Origin of the sequence: Desulfobotulus alkaliphilus, from assembly GCF_007830435.1 — a bacterium.
Classification (GTDB): Bacteria; Desulfobacterota; Desulfobacteria; order Desulfobacterales; family ASO4-4; genus Desulfobotulus; species Desulfobotulus alkaliphilus.
Window position 1 is genome coordinate 1 of the sequence record NZ_VLLC01000044.1, and the last position, 20,061, is coordinate 20,061.

General features: G+C 49.1%; 18 protein-coding genes and 1 rRNA gene. 13 read left to right on the forward strand and 6 right to left on the reverse strand.

Features of this window, described 5'->3' with window-relative positions; translation table 11 throughout:
• On the reverse strand, positions 1–1,420 hold a 1,420-nt coding region (locus LZ24_RS15585; RefSeq protein WP_144686650.1), incomplete at its 3' end, for a YcaO-like family protein.
• 612 nt (positions 1,421–2,032) lie between these two features.
• Here LZ24_RS15585 and LZ24_RS15590 point away from each other — a divergent pair.
• From LZ24_RS15590 to LZ24_RS15625, 8 genes are all read left to right on the forward strand, one after another.
• The gene (locus LZ24_RS15590; RefSeq protein WP_144686651.1) at positions 2,033–2,632 is read left to right on the forward strand and encodes an RsbRD N-terminal domain-containing protein; all 600 of its coding nucleotides are present in this window, start codon (positions 2,033–2,035) and stop codon (positions 2,630–2,632) included.
• 266 nt (positions 2,633–2,898) lie between these two features.
• Positions 2,899–3,891, forward strand: coding sequence for a sulfate reduction electron transfer complex DsrMKJOP subunit DsrM (dsrM, locus tag LZ24_RS15595; protein ID WP_144686652.1), 993 nt, complete (start codon positions 2,899–2,901; stop codon positions 3,889–3,891).
• A gap of 3 nt (positions 3,892–3,894) precedes the next feature.
• Entirely contained in the window at positions 3,895–5,511 is a 1,617-nt protein-coding gene (gene dsrK, locus LZ24_RS15600; RefSeq protein ID WP_144686653.1) for a sulfate reduction electron transfer complex DsrMKJOP subunit DsrK, read from the forward strand.
• Positions 5,504–5,905 carry a sulfate reduction electron transfer complex DsrMKJOP subunit DsrJ gene (dsrJ, locus tag LZ24_RS15605; RefSeq protein WP_144686654.1) on the forward strand — a complete coding sequence of 134 codons (402 nt, stop codon included), beginning with the start codon at positions 5,504–5,506 and terminating at the stop codon, positions 5,903–5,905. Before dsrK ends, dsrJ begins: the two co-directional genes overlap by 8 nt.
• Entirely contained in the window at positions 5,905–6,699 is a 795-nt protein-coding gene (gene dsrO / locus LZ24_RS15610; protein ID WP_144686655.1) for a sulfate reduction electron transfer complex DsrMKJOP subunit DsrO, read from the forward strand. The genes dsrJ and dsrO overlap by 1 nt, the downstream gene beginning before the upstream one ends.
• A 7-nt stretch (positions 6,700–6,706) precedes the next feature.
• Positions 6,707–7,867, forward strand: coding sequence for a sulfate reduction electron transfer complex DsrMKJOP subunit DsrP (dsrP, locus tag LZ24_RS15615; RefSeq protein ID WP_144686656.1), 1,161 nt, complete (start codon positions 6,707–6,709; stop codon positions 7,865–7,867).
• A gap of 235 nt (positions 7,868–8,102) precedes the next feature.
• Complete coding sequence (locus LZ24_RS15620; RefSeq protein ID WP_144686657.1) at positions 8,103–8,258, forward strand: rubredoxin; 156 nt, start codon at positions 8,103–8,105, stop codon at positions 8,256–8,258.
• A 174-nt stretch (positions 8,259–8,432) separates the two neighbouring features.
• On the forward strand, positions 8,433–8,912 hold the full coding sequence (locus LZ24_RS15625) for an FKBP-type peptidyl-prolyl cis-trans isomerase (RefSeq protein ID WP_222427670.1): 480 nt from the start codon (positions 8,433–8,435) through the stop codon (positions 8,910–8,912).
• A 68-nt stretch (positions 8,913–8,980) separates the two neighbouring features.
• On the opposite strand, the gene lpxC is transcribed toward LZ24_RS15625, so the two are convergent.
• Positions 8,981–9,853 (reverse strand): UDP-3-O-acyl-N-acetylglucosamine deacetylase, encoded by an 873-nt coding sequence (gene lpxC, locus LZ24_RS15630; protein ID WP_144686658.1) that lies wholly within the window; start codon positions 9,851–9,853, stop codon positions 8,981–8,983.
• A gap of 120 nt (positions 9,854–9,973) precedes the next feature.
• Here lpxC and LZ24_RS15635 point away from each other — a divergent pair, with 120 nt between their 5' ends.
• The 4 genes from LZ24_RS15635 (at position 9,974) to LZ24_RS15645 (ending at position 13,989) form a co-directional block, all read left to right on the forward strand.
• Positions 9,974–11,500, forward strand: coding sequence for a YifB family Mg chelatase-like AAA ATPase (locus LZ24_RS15635; RefSeq protein WP_144686659.1), 1,527 nt, complete (start codon positions 9,974–9,976; stop codon positions 11,498–11,500).
• A 399-nt stretch (positions 11,501–11,899) separates the two neighbouring features.
• Positions 11,900–12,085, forward strand: a complete 186-nt coding sequence (locus LZ24_RS17375; protein WP_222427671.1) for a hypothetical protein — start codon at positions 11,900–11,902, stop codon at positions 12,083–12,085.
• 238 nt (positions 12,086–12,323) lie between these two features.
• On the forward strand, positions 12,324–12,605 hold the full coding sequence (locus tag LZ24_RS15640) for a hypothetical protein (protein WP_222427672.1): 282 nt from the start codon (positions 12,324–12,326) through the stop codon (positions 12,603–12,605).
• A 229-nt stretch (positions 12,606–12,834) separates the two neighbouring features.
• Positions 12,835–13,989, forward strand: a complete 1,155-nt coding sequence (locus LZ24_RS15645) for an iron-containing alcohol dehydrogenase (RefSeq protein WP_144686661.1) — start codon at positions 12,835–12,837, stop codon at positions 13,987–13,989.
• Here LZ24_RS15645 and LZ24_RS15650 read toward each other — a convergent pair.
• The 4 genes from LZ24_RS15650 to LZ24_RS15665 all read right to left on the reverse strand — a co-directional run bounded on the left by LZ24_RS15650 (position 13,986) and on the right by LZ24_RS15665 (position 19,519).
• Positions 13,986–14,543, reverse strand: a complete 558-nt coding sequence (locus tag LZ24_RS15650; RefSeq protein ID WP_144686662.1) for a GNAT family N-acetyltransferase — start codon at positions 14,541–14,543, stop codon at positions 13,986–13,988. The two genes, LZ24_RS15645 and LZ24_RS15650, sit on opposite strands and share 4 nt — an antisense overlap.
• The gene (locus LZ24_RS15655; RefSeq protein WP_144686663.1) at positions 14,540–15,139 is read right to left on the reverse strand and encodes a DsbA family oxidoreductase; all 600 of its coding nucleotides are present in this window, start codon (positions 15,137–15,139) and stop codon (positions 14,540–14,542) included. The genes LZ24_RS15650 and LZ24_RS15655 overlap by 4 nt, the downstream gene beginning before the upstream one ends.
• 455 nt (positions 15,140–15,594) lie before the next feature.
• Positions 15,595–16,053 carry a hypothetical protein gene (locus LZ24_RS15660; RefSeq protein WP_144686664.1) on the reverse strand — a complete coding sequence of 153 codons (459 nt, stop codon included), beginning with the start codon at positions 16,051–16,053 and terminating at the stop codon, positions 15,595–15,597.
• Between the two features lie 136 nt (positions 16,054–16,189).
• A complete protein-coding gene (locus LZ24_RS15665) occupies positions 16,190–19,519 on the reverse strand; it encodes a chemotaxis protein CheB (RefSeq protein WP_144686665.1) in 3,330 nt (1,109 codons plus the stop codon).
• Between the two features lie 399 nt (positions 19,520–19,918).
• Between LZ24_RS15665 and LZ24_RS15670 the strand changes: the two genes are divergently transcribed.
• Positions 19,919–20,061, forward strand: a 16S ribosomal RNA gene (locus LZ24_RS15670); the annotation flags it as partial.

Here is a 20,061-nt window from a genome sequence, read left to right on the forward strand (position 1 = left end):
TTACCGTTGAAAACCTGTCGAAATCTCCCAGAATTTCCAGCCCCGGAACAAGGCTTCTCACCACGGGAATACGCAGATCCCTGCGGGTCAGCTCCACATGAACCGGTGTAAATCCATTGGCCAGCAGGCAGTTCTCCACCCTGTTCAGGTCGTTTGCCGGATTGGATGTTGAAAAGTCCGGCAGACTTTCCAGGCTGCGGATAACTTTGATGTGGGGTTTTTGTCCCGGAGGACCGGGAAAGGGCCACGGGGTTTCCGTGAGGGCGGAAATAAGGGCTTTTTTGCCACTCAGATTGGTTCCCGTTCCCCGCACAACTTCTCCCTTGTTTCCCATGATCAGACAGCGGTAGGAGGGAATACCAAACTCCGTTGTAATATCTTCAAAAAAGGGATGGACACCCTGATCCCTGTATGCCTGAAGAAGCCGGGAGACTTCCGGATCACGGGATGCAATCTGAAAGCAGTTTTCCGGGTTATGGGGCATGGTGGCTTCGGCATCCCTTTCTATGACTTCCAGAAGACCTGCAAGGCAGGCACCTTCCTTTGATGATCCTGCGGCAAGCCCCGTGGAACCCAGTGCGGTGAAAAGCTGGGGTTCGGGCAGGTTGCTGAATAAAAGAACGCATTGCACGGGAACAAGGCAGGGCTTTTTAGACAAAAGACCTGTTTTTTCTCCGGGCATCCACCAGAGGGCCTGATCCGGCATGGGGGCTTCCAGAAGAAGGCTGTTGGGGTCCAGTGCTTCCATGCCTTCTTTTTTCAGTTGGGAAAAGGTGGCTTTGCGGATGGGGGAAGGGTGCAGGCGCATGGATATTTCACTGCCCGTGGTACCGGCAAAGGCGGTGATTCTTTCGGCGGCTTCCATAATACAGGCGGTTCTGGCATTTTCCAGAGAAAGGCCTCTGCCGTAGCTGGTCTGTATGCCGGTGAGGCGGTGTTCATATCGGGGGATTTCCACAGATCTGTCCAGATCCCATTGCCTTAGAAGGGCAATGGGGCTTAAGGATGCGGTATGGCGCTTTTCCGAAGTCATCAGTTTTTTATGGGGGGCGAGCCTCTCCATGGCCGCATGAAAAACATCTTCCGGCTCCGGCACAGGGGGGCAGGGCATGGATGAAAGGGGGATTTTTTCTATGGGGACCGGTGTTTCCGAAAGGGCCGGGCCGCTGAGTTCTGGCTCAGGCAGGCTGTCTGTCTTCCCGGCCGAAGGGGGGTACAGATGGAAAATGTTGGAATAAAAAACTTGAATCCAGGGGGCGTTTTCCGGATAAAGGGGAATGCGCAGGTAGGCCAGAGGGGATTTTTCCTGATTTTTATGGTCCGGTAGCTTCCATTGGGCACCGGATGCTTTACTGGCCTCGTGGAGGGCGTGGAGCAGAAAGTCCGATGAAAAAAAAAATTTATGTTCATCGGCAGACATCCCAAGGAGCCGTTCAATCAGGCAGGCCCTCAGAAAGGAATCTTCCGGTCTCCTTTGACATAAACGTACAAGATCCGTGAATGGGGCTCTGGAACGGGGACGGGATGGAAGTAGCCCGTGGCTGCACTTGTTGTCTTATGCTGCATTGAAAATAGAATCATTTATTTCGTCCTTTTATTGCTTCTTCTTGTTTTTTTCAGATATGTTCAGGCGGTATTTGTAAGGTCTTTGAAAGGGGTTACATGTTTTTGACTCCCATGGCCTGTTATTGTTTAACAGAAAGAAGGGGCCCTGTCCTTCCTGAAGCCCATGGGATTTTACCTGAATACGGGAGATGAAAAGCCCTTGTTAAAAAAAATCCAAAGAAAGCGGAGTATGATGGGAGAATACCTGTTTTTTGTCAATATATAGTATGCTGTGTTAAAAATTAACACTTATAGTGTGCCTTGTGGGGGTGGGGATTCTGTAAGGGGGTAAGTCCTTATTTTTGCTTTTATTCTTGACATATAAAGGAGGCATCGAGTATAAGTCGCCATTCATGATGATAAGTCATTCAGTAACCGTATCAGGGGTACTGCAAAACCCTAATTAAATTGCAGGCAGGGGAGAAGGATGGAATTTAAGGCATTGTTTGGAAACAGCAGGGAAAAAATGGCGGAACGCTGGGTGGCGCTTGTGGCAGGAACCTATCCGTCCAGACGCAGCCAGTCTTTTTTTCTCAATGAAAAAGATCCTTTTGCCAATCCCGTCGGACATACGCTGCACACGGTTCTTCCGGAAGTACTTAAGGGTCTTGTGGAAGGGCTTGGGGATGCGGAGCTTGAAAAGCTTCTGGACCCCCTCATCCGTATCCGTGCCGTGCAGGAATTTACGCCCAAAGAAGCGGTGACCTTTGTTTTTTATCTCAAAGATCTTGCCCGTGAAGCGCTGGGTTCAAAAATACTGGAAGATAAAAAAAATCAGTCCATGCTCTATGCCTTTGACAAGAGAGTGGATGATCTTTCCCTGATAGCCTTCAGTCTTTACATGGCCTGCAGGGAACAGATATGGTCCTTTAAATCCCGTCATGTGGTGGAAAGGAGCATTAATCTTCTGGAAAAGGCGGATATTCTCTGTGAGGTGGAAAATCTGGGGGTGGATATTCTTCCCCAGCGGATTTTTAGAAAAATGCAGAAGGATGCAGCAGAAAAAAAAGAAGCCATAACCAACTGAAAAGGTATTGTCTTTTCGGCTTTTTTTGTCTGTCGGGCAAAGGGTTCAGGCCCGTATGAATGGGCAGAGTCCCTTTTTTCAGAACAGATTTAAAGATTCTTGGCATTGTAAATACGGATTTTCTTTACTAAGGAAAGTCCTGTTTATAGGGGTTAATGGCAGCGGTAAAGGGCCAGCGTCGCCGGGTTATCGCTGTCGGCAGAATCAATTTTGGACCGGAGTTAACTCCGGATCGGTGTTTCTTGCCGAAGAGAGAGGTAGTGTCCATGAATCAACACCTGCTTTATTCCCTTGCGGCGGTACTGGTTCTCGGTTTGATCGGCTATGCCGGTGGAAGCGGGATGCCCTATCTGTTTGGGGTCATCATACCCTATGCCGCCATGGTGCTGTTTTTTGCAGGGTTCGCCATGCGGATGCTGGGATGGGTAAAATCCCCTGTCCCCTTCCGCATTCCGACCACCTGCGGGCAGCAGCAATCTTTTTCCTGGATCCAGCACTCCAAGTACGACAATCCCTCGAATAAGAGGGATGTTCTTGTGCGCATGCTGCTGGAAATCTTTCTTTTCCGGTCTCTTTTCCGCAATACGAAAAACGAGATCCGTGAAGGAAAGGTCGTTTATAACCTGGAAATCTGGCTTTGGCTTTTCGGTCTGATTTTCCACTATTCCTTCCTTGTGGTTCTGGTAAGGCATCTTCGCTTTTTCCTGGAGCCCATCCCCGCCCTTCTCAAGGTGGTGGAAATGCTGGATGGCATTCTGCAGATAGGGCTTCCCGGTATTCTCCTTTCCGGTTTCCTGCTGCTGGGTGCGGCCCTGTTTCTTTTTGCCCGCCGTATTCTTATTCCCCAGGTACGCTACATTTCCCTTACAGCGGATTATTTTCCGGTTCTGCTGATTGCCTCCATTGCAGGTACAGGGATACTGATGCGTTATGTTGCCAAGGTGGATATTTTCACGGTGAAGCAGATGACCATGAGCCTTGCCACCTTCAGCCCTGTGGTGCCTGAAGGTATCGGTGGTCTTTTCTATGCCCACTTTTTCCTTGTTTGCGTATTGTTTGCTTATTTTCCCTTCTCAAAACTGATGCACTCCGGCGGTATTTTCCTGAGCCCCACAAGGAATATGGCCAACAACAGCCGGGCCGTACGTCATATTAATCCCTGGAATCCCAAGCTGAAGTTCGTTACCTATGCGGATTATGAGGACGAATTCAGAGAGAAGATGATCGAGGCCGGCCTGCCGGTGGAAAAGAAGGAGTAAACCATGGTCGATATTCCCAATGCGGATGAATTGATCCAGATAGACAGAACACCGGGTAAAGAGAGCTGGATGGACGTTCCACCGGATCTCTCCGAAGGAAGGTTCTGTTACCCGGCCAAGCCGAAGACTCTGGAATATCTCGGGCTTCCCAATGCAAGGGTCTGGAGCCCGTCAGATGAAGACTGGCAACTGCCGCCGGACTGGCAGAAAATAGTCCATGAAGGCTTTAAGGAGAGACTGGATAAATACCGCTCCCTGAAGGTTTTCATGGATATCTGTGTCCGTTGCGGAGCCTGTGCCGATAAGTGTCATTACTACATCGGTTCCGGTGATCCCAAAAACATGCCCGTACTCAGGGCAGAGCTGCTGCGCTCCATCTACCGCAATGATTTTACCATGGCGGGTAAGATACTGGGACGCATTGCAGGAGCCAGAAAACTCACCCCTCAGGTGATTAAAGAGTGGTTCAGTTATTTCTATCAGTGTACGGAATGCCGCCGCTGCTCCGTGTATTGCCCCTACGGTATTGACACGGCAGAAATTACCATGATGGCCCGTGAGCTTCTCAACCTTCTTGGTCTGAATATCAACTGGATCAAGGATCCCGTGGCCAACTGTTCCCGCACAGGGAACCATCTGGGGATTCAGCCCCAGAACATGGTGGAAATCATTGATTTCTTCTGTGATGACATTGAGGAAATAACCGGTGTCAGGCCCAACCCGACCTTTAACCGTAAAGGTGCTGAAGTTCTTTTCATCACGCCTTCCGGTGATGCCTTTGCCGATCCCGGCACTTACACCTATATGGGCTACCTGATGCTGTTTGAGGCCATTGGTCTTGATTATACCATCAGCACCTATGCTTCAGAAGGTGGTAACTTCGGTTTGTTCACATCTTCAGACATGATGAAAAAGATCAATGCCAAAATGTACCATGAGGCAGAGCGTCTGGGTGTGAAATGGATTCTTGGCGGCGAGTGCGGTCATATGTGGCGGGTTATCAATCAGTATATGGATACCATGAATGGTCCCACGGGTCCGAAAATGGAGATTCCCAAATCTCCCATAACAGGTACGGTGTTCAAGAATGCCGCATCCACAAAAATGGTTCACATTGCTGAGTTCACTGCAGACCTGATCCGTAATGGCAAGCTTAACCTGAAGCCCGGCCGTAACGATCATCTTAAAGTAACTTATCATGATTCCTGCAATCCGGCCCGTGCCATGGGTATGCTGGATGAGCCCCGTTATGTACTGCAGAATGTATGCAATAACTTCTATGAAATGCCCGAAAATACCATTCGGGAGCAAACCTTCTGCTGTGGTTCCGGTTCCGGTCTGAACACCGAGGAAATTATGGAGCTCCGTATGCGTGGTGGGCTGCCAAGGGCCAATGCTGTCAAGCATGTCCATGATAAATACGGTGTAAATATGCTGTCATGTGTCTGCGCCATCGACCGTGCTGTTCTGCCTCCTCTCATGGATTACTGGGTGCCTGGCGTTTCTGTCACCGGTCTGCATGAACTGGTGGGTAATGCCCTGGTTCTGGACGGAGAGCATGAAAGGGAAACCAACCTGCGTTTTGAACCTTTAGAGAATGCGGAGGGCGCAGATGAGTGATAAATTGAAAGTCCTTGCGGGACTTCTTGTACTGGCGGTGCTGATTACGCTGCCCTTCTGGCTGAATGCCGGCAAGTCCGGTGCTGCACCGGAGATTGTCATTGCCGAAGCAGCCAAAAAAGCCGGAAACTGTGTGGAGTCCAAGGAGTGGATGGCTGCCAACCACATGGCTCTTCTTGATCAGTGGCGGGATGTTGTGGTTCGTGAAGGCAAGCATATCTATGTGAGTGAAAGTGGCCAGGAGTTCAATATGAGTCTTTCTTCCGGAGAAAACTCATGCCTCGGATGCCATACCTCCACTGCGGAATTCTGTGACAGCTGCCATGATTATACCGGTGTGGGTACACTCTACTGCTGGGAATGCCACATAGACCCGTCAAAGGAGAATAAGTGATGAAGGAAAGCAGACGCAAGTTTCTGAAAATTGCCGGTGTCTCTGCCATCGGTATAGGAACGGGTTCTGTGCTGACTGCCTTTGCCTCTTCGGGTTCGAAGGAAGAAAAGGCTGCACAAGCCGCAGGAGCCAGGTTTAAGCATCGGGCGGAAAGTCTCAAGGCTGGCCATTGGGGCATGGTGATTGATACCCGTAAGATTGATGCGGATCTTGCGGCAAAAATTCAGGAGACCTGTCACAGTATACATAATGTTCCCGGCATTGAAGGGAAGCAGGAGCTGAAGTGGATCTGGCCTTCGGATTATAAGCATGTGTTTCCCATGCAGACCAATCCCTATGTTTCAGAACAGCTGAAAAAAGCTCCTATTCTTGCCCTGTGCAACCATTGTGAGAATCCTCCATGTGTGCGGGTATGTCCCACCAAGGCCACCTTCCAGCGGGAAGATGGCATTATCATGATGGATTTTCATCGTTGCATCGGCTGCCGTTTCTGTATGGCTGGTTGTCCTTACGGAGCCAGAAGTTTTAATTTTCGGGATCCAAAGCCTTTTATCAAGGAGATGGACCCCATGTATCCCCATCGTATGATCGGGGTTGTGGAAAAATGCAACTTCTGCGATGAGCGCCTGGCCAGAGGCCAGATGCCTGCCTGCGTGGAAGTGTCCAAAGGCGCTATTCTTTTCGGTGACCTGGATGATCCCGACTCCAATGTCCGTAAGGCCCTCAGAGCCAATACCACCATCCGACGGAAGCCAAGTCTGGGTACAAGCCCTTCCGTCTATTACATAGTGTGAGGTGACCATGCTGGAAAAAGCGATCAATGGAAGCAGCAAGTACTGGATATGGATCGCCTCCCTGCTGCTGATCATCGGGGTGGCGGGACTTGCCTGGATGAAGCAGCTGGATCAGGGTCTTGTCATCACAGGTATGAGCCGTGATGTGACCTGGGGCTTCTATATTGCCCAGTTTACTTTCCTTGTGGGTGTTGCCGCAGGGGGGGTTATGCTGGTGCTTCCCTATTATCTGCACGATTATAAGGCCTTTGGCAGAATTACCGTTCTCGGTGAGTTTCTGGCCATTGCCTCCATTGTCATGTGTCTGCTTTTCATTATTGCAGACATGGGTTTTCCTTCCCGTCTGATGAACGTGATCATTTATGCCAGTCCGGATTCCATGCTTTTCTGGGATATGATTGTTCTCAACGGTTATCTTTTCCTTAACATTCTTGTGGGATGGAATGTGCTTGAGGCAGAACGCAATGGTGTTCCTGCCAAAAAGTGGGTGAAAATTTTCGCTCTGATTTCCATTCCCTGGGCCTTTGGTATCCATACGGTTACGGCCTATCTGTACTGTGGTCTGCCCGGAAGGGGCTTCTGGCTTTCTGCCATTATCGCTCCCCGCTTCCTGGCTTCCGCCTTTGCAGCAGGTCCTGCCTTCCTGATTATTCTGGCCACTATTCTTAAGAAAACCACTGGTTTTGATTCCGGTGAAAAGGCCCTGCGGACTCTTTCCAAGATTGTCTGCTATGCCCTTATTGCCAATGTGTTTTTCTTTATCTGTGAAGTTTTTGTGGTCTTCTACAGCCAGAACCCTGAGCATATGGATCACTTCATCTACCTGTTCTGGGGAACGGGGAATCTGGTTCCCTTCATGTGGGCATCCATGATTCTTATGGTTACTGGGATTGTTCTGCTTCTGATACCAAAATACAGAAACAATCTTTCCCTGCTGCCATGGATCTGTGGTATTGTTTTCATCGGTACCTGGCTTGATAAGGGACTTGGTTTTGTAACGGGAGGTTTTGTTCCCAACCCCCTGCATGAGTACACAGAATATGCGCCAACGGCTCTTGAGCTGGTGATCAGCATGGGCATTTTTGCCACAGGCTTTCTGGTTCTGACCCTGCTCTTCAAAATGGTTGTAGGTATTAAGCAGGAATCAGGGGATACAACACCCCACTGATCCCTGTGGATATTTGCCTGAAGGATACATGAAGTAAGCTGTTGTCTGATGATTGATTAAAAGGAGGACTGTGTTGCTGCGGTCCTCCTTTTTTTATGGGAGAATTTATCTTTGTACGGCCTCCGTATGATTTGAACCGGAGATTGTTGACCGGCAAGGTATTTTCATGCTTGTACATGGGTCTTTCCTGTGTCAGAATGGAAAGAAGAAACTTCACATAAAGGAGGGCTTTACAATGGATAAGTATGAATGTCCCTGTGGCTATGTGTATGACCCTGCGCAAGGAGATCCGGACAATGGTATCCCCGCAGGAACTACCTTTGCGGATCTTCCGGAAGACTGGTTGTGCCCGGTCTGCGATTCGGAAAAGGAGTTTTTTGAAAAGGTCTGAGCGCCAGTGATGCAGAAGGAACAGAAGGTTTTTATCTGGAAGCAGGGATTTGACCGGAGAGGAAATATATTTTCGGTGTAATTGAGTAGTGTTTCAGGAAAACAATTGTTCCATCACACAGTATTCTTATCTGCCTCAGGTGGATAAAGATGAACAGAAAAGGGAGGTATCCGGTTGACCCCTCCCTTTTTTTATTATCCCCGTCAGCCGGAAATGGATGTTTTGATGCGTAAGGTGGAAAAAGGCGATCAGGTTCAGGTGCACTATACGGGAACATTTCCGGAAGGTGAAAAGTTTGATTCTTCAGAAGCTCGCGGACCCTTAAGCTTTGAAGTGGGCAGTGGTCAGATGATTCCCGGTTTTGATGCGGCTGTGCTTGGTATGACCGTAGGAGAAAAGAAAAAGTTTACACTGCCCCCTGAGGAAGCCTATGGCCCTCACAATCCCGAGCTTGTGGCTGTATACGAAAAAAGTCTTTTTCCTGAAGGTATGGAGCTTGAGGAAGGGATGATTCTTGAAAGCCGCATGGAAGACGGTACGGTTATTCCCATCCGTATTGCCGGTATTGATGGCGAGGATGTAACCGTGGATGCGAATTTTCCCATGGCCGGGAAAACACTGGTTTTTGATATTGAGCTGGTTGCCATCAGCTGAATACTTTTAAAATTGTTTTAAAAGATACTTAAAAAGGTTCTATTTTCTTTTTTGGGAATGGAACCTTTTTATGATTCGGAAGGAGTCATGGTTTCCCAGCATCTTCTGTTTTTAAAAAACTCTGTTATAAAATGATGATTGAAAAGATGGCCGGATTTAATGGTTTTAATGTGGCCCTGTATGGGCATGCCAATGAGGGAAAAGTCTCCGATACAGTCCAGAAGCTTATGTCGAACGAATTCATCCGGAAATCGAAGGCCTTCTTCATTGATAATGCTGTCTCCACTGACAACCACAGCACTTTCCAGGGACCCACCCCGGCCAAGCCCCATCTGTTTCATGAATTCCACTTCATGGAGAAATCCGAAGGTTCTGGCTGGTGCAATTTTCGTAAGGAAGCTGTCATCATCCAGCAGAATGCTGATGGTCTGTCTGCCGATTAAAGGATTGGGAAATTCTATGGTGCAGGTGATACGGAAATCTTCATCGGGATAGACCCCCACAAACTTATCACCGTCAGCAATTTCAATGGGGTGGGTCACTATGAAGTGGGATCTCGGAGCCATCTGAACAATAATACCGGCTTCATTTATTTTTTGTGAAAAAACAGCAGCACTGCCATCCATGATGGGCATTTCGTAATTGTCCAGTTCCACACGGGCATTGTCTATACCCATCCCGGCAAAACTTGCCATGAGGTGTTCAATGGTGGAAACGATGATGCCGTTTTCTCCGATGACAGTAGCGAGGCTGGTATCCACAACCCTGCTGAAAAGGGCCGGAATACCCTGGGTGCCGGGAAGATCTGTCCGGAAGAAGCGGATTCCGTGGTTCTCAGGCGCAGGCTTTATTGTAAGCGTGGCTTCTTTTCCGGAATGCACCCCTGTACCTGAACAGGATATGGGTGCAGCAAGGGTTTGTTGTCTGGATCTCAATGCCATAAAAAGTCCGTTTCCTGCCTTTTTTGTATATTGCATCCTTCTGGATGTCGGGCTATTAAAACAAAACTGTTTATGGAAATCCATATTTTTATTTAATCCGGTAAAAAGAAAGTTAGAAATATGCTTGCCAGAAGCTGCTGCGCTGCCGTTATCGGTGTGGATGCCATTGCCGTAACCGTAGAGGTAGATGTGGGAAGGGGACTTCCCGTATTTCAGATTGTGGGACTTCCGGAAACGGCGGTGCGGGAAAGCAGGGATCGTATCCGCACGGCATTGCGCAATGGCGGCTATGGTTTTCCCAAGGGACGGATTACCGTAAATCTTTCTCCTGCGGACATCCGAAAGGAAGGAACGGGGTTTGATCTTGCCATTGCACTGGGTATTCTTGCCGCATCGGGCTTTCTGTCTCCGGATGTGGTGGCTTCCCATCTGGCTTTGGGGGAGTTGTCTCTGGATGGTCGTGTGAACCCTGTGCGGGGGGCTCTGGCCGTGGCTGCCCTTGCGGATGCTGCACATATCCGGGGTCTTCTGGTTCCTGTCAGCAATGCCGCAGAAGCTGCGGCATCTGGGAAAATTCCTGCCTTTGGGATAAAAAATCTGGGAGAAGCCGTGGATCATCTGGCTGGCCGGAAACGCCTTGAAGCAAGGGAACCCTTTGATTTTTCATGCCTAACTACTTCCGTGTGGGATGCCGACTTAAAGGATGTGGCAGGGCAGGAGCATGCCAAAAGGGCCCTTGAGGTTGCGGCTGCAGGCTCCCATAATATTCTCATGAGCGGATCTCCCGGATCGGGCAAGACCATGCTGGCACGCCGCCTTCCCGGTATTCTGCCGCCCCTTTCCTTTGATGAGGCCCTGGAAACCAGCCGGATCTATTCCGCAGCAGGGCTTCTGGACGCCAGTACAGGCCTTGTGGTGACAAGGCCCTTCAGGGCTCCCCACCATACCATCAGTGATGCCGGTCTTGTGGGTGGCGGGGGACATCCCAGGCCGGGGGAGATCAGCCTTGCCCACCATGGTGTACTGTTTCTGGATGAGTTTCCTGAATTCAGGAAAAGTCTGCTGGATATGCTGCGCCAGCCCCTGGAAGATCGTATGCTGACGGTTTCAAGGGCTTCCTGTACCGTACGCTTTCCTGCATCCATTATGCTGGTGGCGGCCATGAATCCCTGCCCCTGCGGGTATGCCGATGAGCCCGATGGCAGATGCCGGTGTGCTCCGTCCGCCGTGGACCGTTACCGGGGGAAAATTTCCGGTCCTCTGATGGACAGGATGGATATACAGATTGAGGTGCCTTCCCTTGCGTATCAGGATTTCCGCCGTGCCGGAGAGGGGGAGGCTTCCCTCAGGGTAAGGGAGCGGGTTGTAAGGGCAAGGGCTGTACAGGCAGAGCGTTTTTCAGGCAGGCCCTATGTCTGCAATGCAGCCATGGATGCTTCTGCAATACGGGAGTTCTGCAGAACGGACCATGGGGGGGAAAAACTTTTATCCCGTGCGGCGGAAAGTCTGCGCCTGTCGGCCAGGGGGGTTTCCCGGGTACTTAAAATTGCCAGAACCATAGCAGATCTTGAGCAATCTGAGTATGTTACAAAAAATAATCTGGCGGAAGCCGTGCAATACAGGCGCTTTCATCCGGACATTTCTTGAAGAATCAGGAAAAACCCCCAGAAAAATAATGGGATCACCCCATGGACACAAAACCACGTTTATGGGAATAACTATCCAACCTCTTCGGAAAAGGAGCGTTCCTCCACACGCTCCGGAAGATGCTGAACCGGTCTCCCCCCTCCCGCCCGGCACAGTTTCTTCTTGTAGGTCCCCAGTATTGGGCTTTCTGTCCGTGTGCAGCCCTTACAGAATTTTGCGGACAGAAAGTTCCAGTACCCCTTTATTTTCAGAAGATCTGGCATCCCGCAGCATGGGATGTGTCGGATCTTTTTTTGTTTTTTTAAAAAAATATAAGAGATGCTTAATTTATTATTGATTCTTTGAATACGAGCTGCTAACAATTCTGACACTGTTTTAATTAAGGAGCCGCAAACGGGGGTGCGGCGCATCAAAAACCTAAAGTATGGTGTGGAGGGCAACATGCTGGCAAGAAGAGGAGTGGAGGAAGAAGCACAGGTCAAAGAGACACAGGACCATCAGGATGAATGTTACTGGAATTGGCTGGATTGTACGGAAAGGGCCATGGGAGAGGCTCTGCAGGACGTAAAAAAAAGGAAAAAATAGATTTTTATAACCCGGACAGGATCTGAATCCGTGGCATATTTTTTGATATGTACTGAAAGTAAATATTGTTTTTAGTACCCTCTGGCGGGTATTTAAAGGTCTTTTCAGTCCATATCAATGAGTTTGCCATGGATTCAGACAAAAAGTAAAAAGAACACTTTTGTTAAGTGACTATTGCAAGGGTGCAGTGTTTCCGGTAAATCATATTCTGGGAATATAATTGTGGAACACCGGAGACATGGAAGTGATTTTTTATAAATACGCAACTATACAGTGCACGGACAGTGGTGTTTTTCTGTTCATGGACAATGAGATTGAAGTGCCTACCATGGGAAAATGCACATGGCTGCGGCAGTTTGATCCGGGACAGAGGAATGAGGCCTTTTCATTTGCCATTCGCTGGACTTTGGTAAAGGTCAGTGAAATCATTCTTTCCGTCAATGGTAAAAAGCAGATACGGCTTCTTTACATCCGTGATCCTGAAGATAAAACCCGTCCTTACAAAAGCCGTTTCTGGTAGCAGAGGCATTTTTTTGCCGAGTTACCCCTCATGAAAATAAAAATACCCGGAATTTCCAACCCATTACAGGCTTGCGGAATCCCGGGTTTTTTTAGCCGTAAAAAATTCGCAGGGGCAGTCCTGCCCCTTTCCGCATCAAATTATCTGCTCGTCTTATGGCCTGATAACAACCGGACCAGCAAACTGGGGCTGAGTCAGGGAAATCATCAGAAATCAAAAAGGAGCACAGATGAAAAACTTTGAGTATTACAATCCCGTCCGTATTGTCTTCGGGAAGGGTAAAATTGCAGAACTGGACCGGCTGATACCGGAAAATGCCCTTGTGCTTGTCCTGACAGGTGGCGGCTCCGTAAAGAAAAACGGAGTTTTTGATCAGGTTGCCATGGCTTTGAAATCCCGTAAATGGGAAGAGTTTTCAGGCATTGAGGCCAATCCCGATTATGATACCTGTATGAAAGCCGTGGAGAGAATCAAGCAGAAAAAAATAGATTTTGTCCTTGCCGTGGGCGGGGGGTCTGTCATTGATGGGGCAAAGTTCATTGTGGCGGCAGCCTGCTATGAAGGCAGTGATCCCTGGGATATTGTGACGGGTAAAGCAAAAATAAAAACAGCCCTTCCCTTTGGCTCTGTGCTCACCCTGGCAGCAACGGGCTCAGAAATGAATGCAGGATCTGTCATTTCAAGGCGTTCCATGGGAGCCAAGCTGCCCTTTGCATCGGAAAAGGTTTTTCCCCGTTTTTCAATTCTGGATCCGGAAACCACCTATTCCCTGCCTTCCCATGTAAGTGCCTGTGGTGTGGTGGATGCTCTGGTCCATGTACTGGAGCAGTATCTTTCCCATGCCATCCATGCTCCTCTGCAGGACAGACAGGCAGAAGCACTGCTGATGACCCTGATGGAAGAGGGCCCAAAGGTTCTGGAATATCCGGAAGATTATAATGTGCGGGCGGATATCATGTGGTGTGCCACCCAGGCACTGAACGGTGTGATTGGCTGCGGTGTTTTCCAGGACTGGGCAACCCATATGATCGGTCACGAGCTGACGGCGGCCTTTGGACTGGCCCATGGTGAGTCTCTGGCCCTTGTGCTTCCTGCCCTTTTGCGTGTGCGTAAAGAACATAAAAGGGCCAAGCTTGAGCAGTATGGCCGTAGGGTTCTGGGCCTTGAGGATTCCGGGGATATGGCTGAAGCGGCCATTGCGGCAACGGAAGCATTTTTTAAAAAAATGGGGCTGGGAGTCAGACTTTCTGATTATGGAATTCCGAATGAGGCTGTTTTTGTTGTGGCAGATATTCTGGATCGCCGGGGATTCCGCCTCGGAGAGGACAGGGCTGTAGATGGTCCCATGGTAAGGGAGATTCTTGCTAAGGCATCTGCTCCTTAAATATCCATGCTTTCAGATGAAGGCCGGTAGCAGATAAATCGGTCGATGGCTGGTTTGGTTGGATCTGTTTCCAGACGGATGAATCCGCACTTTTCAAGAATCCGGGAAGAGGCCAGATTGCCTCTGGCCGTGTGCGCACGTACATGGGTGACTTCAGGATGGGAAAAGGCCCAGGCCAGAAGGGCCTGTGCTGCTTCACTGGCAAGGCCTTTTCCCTGCCATGGCTGGAGCAGGGCATAGCCGAGCTCCACGCCGCCCTGCACATCGGGAGGGTCCATGAAACCACAGCTCATTACAAGTATATCTGTCTGGATTCTTTCGAGAATGCCATACCATAGGAACCAGCCTGTTTTGTGAGGATGGCCTGTTATCCTTTCCTGAAACCAGTTTTTCATGGGAAGAAGGCTTGCGGGTGGCCATCTTTCAGGTATTTCAGCATTGAGAAGTCTGGACAGCTTTTTGAATGACAGATTTTCTGCTTCCAGCAATCTGGGGCTGACGGGGATCAGTCGCATTCTCAGGGTCTGGATGGTGGGGGCAGCAATGGCACTCACAGCATTGCTGCCTGTTTTAAAATAAACAGCATTTTTTCTTCCGAAGGGAGGCCTGCAAAGGGCGGATGCCCCGGAACCACAAAGGTGGGTGTTATCCGGATATTTCGTTCTGCGGTTTCAATGGCAGCGGTACGAAGCCTTGATTCATAGACATGGCTGTCAATGGCCTGATCCATGGCATCGGGATCAAGGCCCTGTTCTGCTGCAATCTTTCTGAGAATTGCAGGGTCTCCTATGTTTTCGTTTTTTGTAAAAAGGGCTTCAAATATGGCCGTATGAAAGGAATCAAAACAGTCGGCATCCCTTGCAAATTCTGCAGCACGTATGGCTCTTCCGGAATTTACCATTCTTTTGGTTTCACAGAAACGGATGCCGAAGGGAGCTGCCTTAAGGTTTATTTTGCGGGTAAAGGCAGCGGTATCGAGACCGGGATAAAAATCTTTTAAGGCAATCCCCTCGGAAGGAATTTCCGGGTGCAGCTCCATGGGAACCCACAGGGTGGAAAAAGAGAGATTCTTTCCTGTTTTTTCCACCATAGCCTTTGCCAGATAGCAGTACGGGCAGGCAAAATCAGAAAAAATGCGAAGACCAGCCATTTTCCCTCCTTGTGAATATCTTTTGTAACTTCTGAGTAACTTCAAAAGTTACTTTATGACAAAACGCCGTAACACGGCGTGGGTTGCTGTTCAGCACCGTTTTCCAAGTACCATACCTGCAAGGCAGATGCACAGGCCCCAGGCTATTTGCCCGTGACGCAATCTTATTCGGGAGCTTCTTGCCCTGTGCGGAAGCGGAAAAAACTCCCCGCCACAGGCAGGATAAGCTTTTTGATTACCATGGCAGGCTTCAGCACGCTGCCTTTGTGGCGGCCCAGACAGTTTGCCGCTTCTTTCGCACAGGCCTGCAAAGCTCTGATCCGAAACGATTGCAATGTCACTTGCAAATAGCCGCGGAGCCTTGCAACAGTACAAAGCTGCTGCAACTACAGCATTGGCAGTGCGGAATAAACTGTGCTGAATAATTACTATCTTTTTTATATTTCAGTCAGCCCTTAAGATGCAGCTTCTGTCACAGCGGTTTTTTTTAATGCAAAAAAGCCGGTTATGAGAATCATGATATTGACAGCATATCCGATCATGGCAGAACAGAGGGTGATGAGGATATTTAAAAAAGCGAAAATAAACCAGGACAGCCCCTGATGGGCATGGACTTCAATGGGATAAATGTCAAAGGGTATCAGAAGAGCGGAAGGGAAAAACAGCAGAAAAAAAACAAGGTCTGCAGCCGTCAGCACCATGGCGGCCTTCACAGCCCAGCTTTTCCGGTTCCACACGGCCCTCCAGAGAAAAAGAAAGGGGAGGGTGGTGATGACGTGCTTCATGCCGAGCAGAGGCTCTTCTATCAGTGGATTGGCAAAGAGCCAGAAAAGGGCTTTCAGCATCAGCAGCAGCCCGAGGAGCCATATGGAGGCAGGATATTCGGGATAAAGCCTTGCCTGGGAAGGTTTCACAGAAAAACTCCTTACAGAAGAGTAAAGGGATCGGAAGAAAGTCAGATATCAATGGATTCGGGTCAGGGGACCTTGTTCGGGAGCAACGATAAGCCCATTGCGGGTTCTTGTAAAGGATGTCCTGTCCGGATTTTGTTCACGGCGGGGCATTTTGTTTGTTTGGGTGATGGCCTGTGATGTCTTCAAAAAGGGTGTAAACCTGATCTGCCGACGTATTATCCTTGCGGAAGATGGGAATAGCATCAACCCGTATTCTTCGGGTTTCTTTGGCTCTGGGGTTGTAAATCTGCATGATAAAATTTCGAACGGGCAGGCCCGTTCGCAGGGCTGTCATGGAAGGGTGATCCTGTTCTTCAAGGTTTTTTCCTTCTTCGTCCATGGCTTTCCATCTTTTATCCCTTGATGTGCGCCCCATAATTTCATCCCTTGTCAGTCCAAGGATATCAAGGGCTGCGGGGTTGGCATCAATGATTTTACCGTCTTTTTTCTGGTAAACGATGCCCCTGTCCATGGTTTCAAAGAGAAAATCATGGCGGGCTGCTGCCTTTTCAAGGTCTGCGGCCATCTGTCTGAACTCTGAAATATCCTGAAGGACACCGGTGATGCGGAGGACACCCTTGCGGTGATCGGATTCAGGATTTCCGATGCAGCGAAGCCATATGTCTTTATGCTCTGTGGTTTTTGCCATGAAAACAATGTCAAAGGGCCTGCCCTGTTTTTCTGCATCTCCCATGGCTTTTCTCAGCGAAGGGCTGCCATCGGGAGGCTGAATACTCAGAAAGGTTTCAATATCCCTGCATGGGTCCGGTATGTAGTGAGCAATCTCAGGGGAGGCATGGAATTCTTTTTTTTGTGGTTCATAAAACCAGCTTCCGATACCGGCAATCTGCATGGTATCCCTGAGGGCTTCCTTCTGGTGCAGCAATTTTTTTCTGGCTTTTTGAAGTTCTGTGATGTCTACGAATGTCATGACAACACCGGAATGAACTCTGGGGGAAACCCTGTAGGGAAGAATACGGGCAAGATAGCTGTAGCCCTGCTCGGATTCAATTTCAAGCTCCACGGGTTTACCCGTATCCTGCACCATGCGCGCCGTTCTTGCCGGATCAAAATCCATGAGGCGGTGGGTCAGGTGGATCAGAGGGCGGCCCGTATCACTTTCAACGAGATTGAAAAGATGGGTGGTATGGGGAGAGAATTTCCGGATGCAGAGGTTTTCATCCAGAATGATTTTTCCAATCTGTGAGCCGGTTAAAAGATTTTCCACATCATTGTTTGCTTCCGTCAGTTCCATGATTTTGTTCTGAAACTCAGAGTTTACCGTATGCAGCTCTTCGTTGGTGGACTGGAGTTCCTCGTTTGTGGACTGCAGTTCTTCATTGCTGGCAAGGAGCTCTTCGTTTGTGGCCTGCAGTTCTTCATTGGCCGTTTCCAGTTCCTCAATGGTGGCCTGAAGATTTTCCTTGGTAAATTGCAGCTCATGTTCCAGATCTTTGATGCGCTGGGTCACTTCATCGGAGAGATCATAATAGGATACGGCTTCTTTTTTTTCTTCCGTATGTTCCTGGGGCGTGAGGGGTTCCAGAAAAATTGCAGCAAGGGCCTCATGCCCTTTTTTATCGGGCAGAGGAATGATTTTCAGATTCAGCCGGATGCCCTGTCTGTTTCTTTGGGTATGGATGTTGGTGTAGGAAATGGGCTTGCCTGTCCTGAAGACCTTTTGAACCCCTGTGCTCAGCGGGATGGACAATTCCTTCGGGGTCATTTTTGAAACATCATAAATGACCCGGCCCGGCGGCAGTTTCAGAAAGCCTTCCGTATCTCCAAGGCTGTGGATCAGTTCCATTTTTTCATTAACAATAATGGATACAGGAATATAGTATTCCGATAAAAGCTCCAGAAAGCGATCCATCAGCCGGTCTTCCGCCATCTGATGCTTGCGTACCCTTTCCATGCCTGTGTAGTAGGGGGCAGGGGGGCTTTCTTTCTCATGGAGGGAGGAAAAGCCGGTATTTCGGGCGGGCAGGATTCCCTGACCCCGGGACAGGAAAATTTTGGATTTATGGTGCTGCAGATCAAAGCAGTCCGTAAGGTCTCCGATGGATTCACTGGATCCCAGAAGGAGAATACCATTTTTTATGAGTGAAAAATTAAAAAATTCAAGTATTTTTTGCTGTAAAACCGGTTGGAGATAAATGAGAAGATTGCGGCAGCTGATCAGGTCAATTTTTGTGAAGGGTGGATCCTTGATGAGGTTGTGCTGGGCAAAAACCACCATTTCCCTGATATTTCTGGCAACCTGAAAACAGTCTCCCCTGTGGTAAAAATACTTGGAAAGCAGGCTGGGTGCGATGTCTGCGGCAATGCTTTCGGAATACACACCGTTTCCTGCTTTGACAATGGCATCCCTGTCGATATCCGTGGCAAATATTTTGACATCATGGTTGAGACCGAGGTTTTCCATGCATTCCTTTGCAAGGATGGCAAGGGTGTAGGCCTCCTCGCCCGTGGAGCATCCTGCAACCCAGAAGCGGATCTCCCGTTTTCCTGCCTTCTGGAAAAGTGCGGGCATGTATTTTTCAAAAAGAAGCTGAAAAGTGTCAGGATCTCTGAAAAAACTGGTAACTCCGATGAGCATTTCCCTGTACAGGATCATGGCTTCACCGGGATGGTGTTCAATCAGTCCCGCATAATCTTCAAGGGTTTCTATCTGGTTGATCATCATGCGCCGCTCAATACGGCGGACAATGGTACTTGGTTTGTAAAATGTAAAATCTACCTTGGTTTTTTGCCTCAGCGTAACAAAAATCCGGGCAAGATTGTCTTCATCGGTCAAAATGGCAGGCTGGGCCTTTGCCGTTGAAGCCGCCGGGTGACTGGCAAAGGCCATGAGCTGGGCCGGCATCTCATCCGGAGACAGAATAAAGTCCGCAAGGCCTGTGGCAATGGCAGAGCGGGGCATGCCATCGAACTTGGCGCTGTCTTCCCGCTGAACCATGATCATTCCACCGTTTTCCTTGACCGCACGAACACCTCTGGTACCGTCACTCCCTGTTCCGGAGAGAATGATGGCCACGGCTTTTTCCGCTTTGTCTTCGGCAAGGGAGGAAAGAAAAAGATCGATGGGAAGGTTGATGCCTTTGCCGGTTTCCTGATTACTGAGGATCAGTTTGCCGTGAAAAATGGTCAGATTTTTTTTGGGCGGAATGAGGTAAATGGTATTGGCGGTAACCTGATGGCCCGTTTCTGCCCGGAGTACGGGCATGGGGGTGCGTTTGGAGAGAAGCTCCACCATGAGGCTTTTATGGTCCGGAGACAGGTGCTGAATGACAATGTATGCCAGTCCTGTATTGTCTGGCATACGGGAGAAAAACTCTTCGATGGCTTCCAGCCCACCGGCCGAGGCACCGATACCAACATAGAGCACAGGCTCATGGGTTTTCTGGGCAGAACCTGAATCCATCATAATGCTCCCCGTAAAATGTGTTTTTCCTATATATAATGATGTACGTGTATCTCTTTGCTTTGAGAAATTTAGGCCGCCAGAAAAAAACTGTCAATATGAATGACCGCAGACAGGGCAAAATAAGGTGCCATGGCAGGGGAGAAAGGAGATCCTTGTTGGTCTTTGTGAGGGGTTTTGATTTTTTTTGTGTTTTAAAATCCTGTTTTTTAAGATGTTTATGGAAAAAGTAAAAAAGCTTGAAAAAAGTCGTTGACAGGGAGGGTCTAAATCGATAGTTTGCGCCTCGTTGCTCACGGAGCGGCGGATCGCAAAAGTCGATCTTTGAAAATCAGATAGTGAAAGATAAAGTAACATGCCCTGAGTATCCCGCCTTTTTAAGGTGGGGGTAGTACCAGAGATTCAACGGAGAGTTTGATCCTGGCTCAGAATGAACGCTGGCGGCGTGCTTAACACATGCAAGTCGAACGAGAAAGTTCCCTTCGGGGGACAAGTAAAGTGGCGCACGGGTGAGTAACGCGTGGATAATCTGCCCTTGAATTCGG

Bases quoted from the DNA above. Each gene is read 5' to 3' on its own strand.
- dsrJ (WP_144686654.1), top strand. From the start codon at position 5,504: ATGAGTGATAAATTGAAAGTCCTTGCGGGACTTCTTGTACTGGCGGTG.
- dsrK (WP_144686653.1), top strand. From the start codon at position 3,895: ATGGTCGATATTCCCAATGCGGATGAATTGATCCAGATAGACAGAACA.
- LZ24_RS15590 (WP_144686651.1), top strand. From the start codon at position 2,033: ATGGAATTTAAGGCATTGTTTGGAAACAGCAGGGAAAAAATGGCGGAA.
- LZ24_RS15655 (WP_144686663.1), bottom strand. From the start codon at position 15,139: ATGGCTGGTCTTCGCATTTTTTCTGATTTTGCCTGCCCGTACTGCTAT.
- dsrM (WP_144686652.1), top strand. From the start codon at position 2,899: ATGAATCAACACCTGCTTTATTCCCTTGCGGCGGTACTGGTTCTCGGT.
- LZ24_RS15640 (WP_222427672.1), top strand. From the start codon at position 12,324: ATGGAAGTGATTTTTTATAAATACGCAACTATACAGTGCACGGACAGT.
- lpxC (WP_144686658.1), bottom strand. From the start codon at position 9,853: ATGGCATTGAGATCCAGACAACAAACCCTTGCTGCACCCATATCCTGT.
- LZ24_RS15645 (WP_144686661.1), top strand. From the start codon at position 12,835: ATGAAAAACTTTGAGTATTACAATCCCGTCCGTATTGTCTTCGGGAAG.
- LZ24_RS15620 (WP_144686657.1), top strand. From the start codon at position 8,103: ATGGATAAGTATGAATGTCCCTGTGGCTATGTGTATGACCCTGCGCAA.
- LZ24_RS15635 (WP_144686659.1), top strand. From the start codon at position 9,974: ATGCTTGCCAGAAGCTGCTGCGCTGCCGTTATCGGTGTGGATGCCATT.
- dsrP (WP_144686656.1), top strand. From the start codon at position 6,707: ATGCTGGAAAAAGCGATCAATGGAAGCAGCAAGTACTGGATATGGATC.
- LZ24_RS15665 (WP_144686665.1), bottom strand. From the start codon at position 19,519: ATGATGGATTCAGGTTCTGCCCAGAAAACCCATGAGCCTGTGCTCTAT.
- dsrO (WP_144686655.1), top strand. From the start codon at position 5,905: ATGAAGGAAAGCAGACGCAAGTTTCTGAAAATTGCCGGTGTCTCTGCC.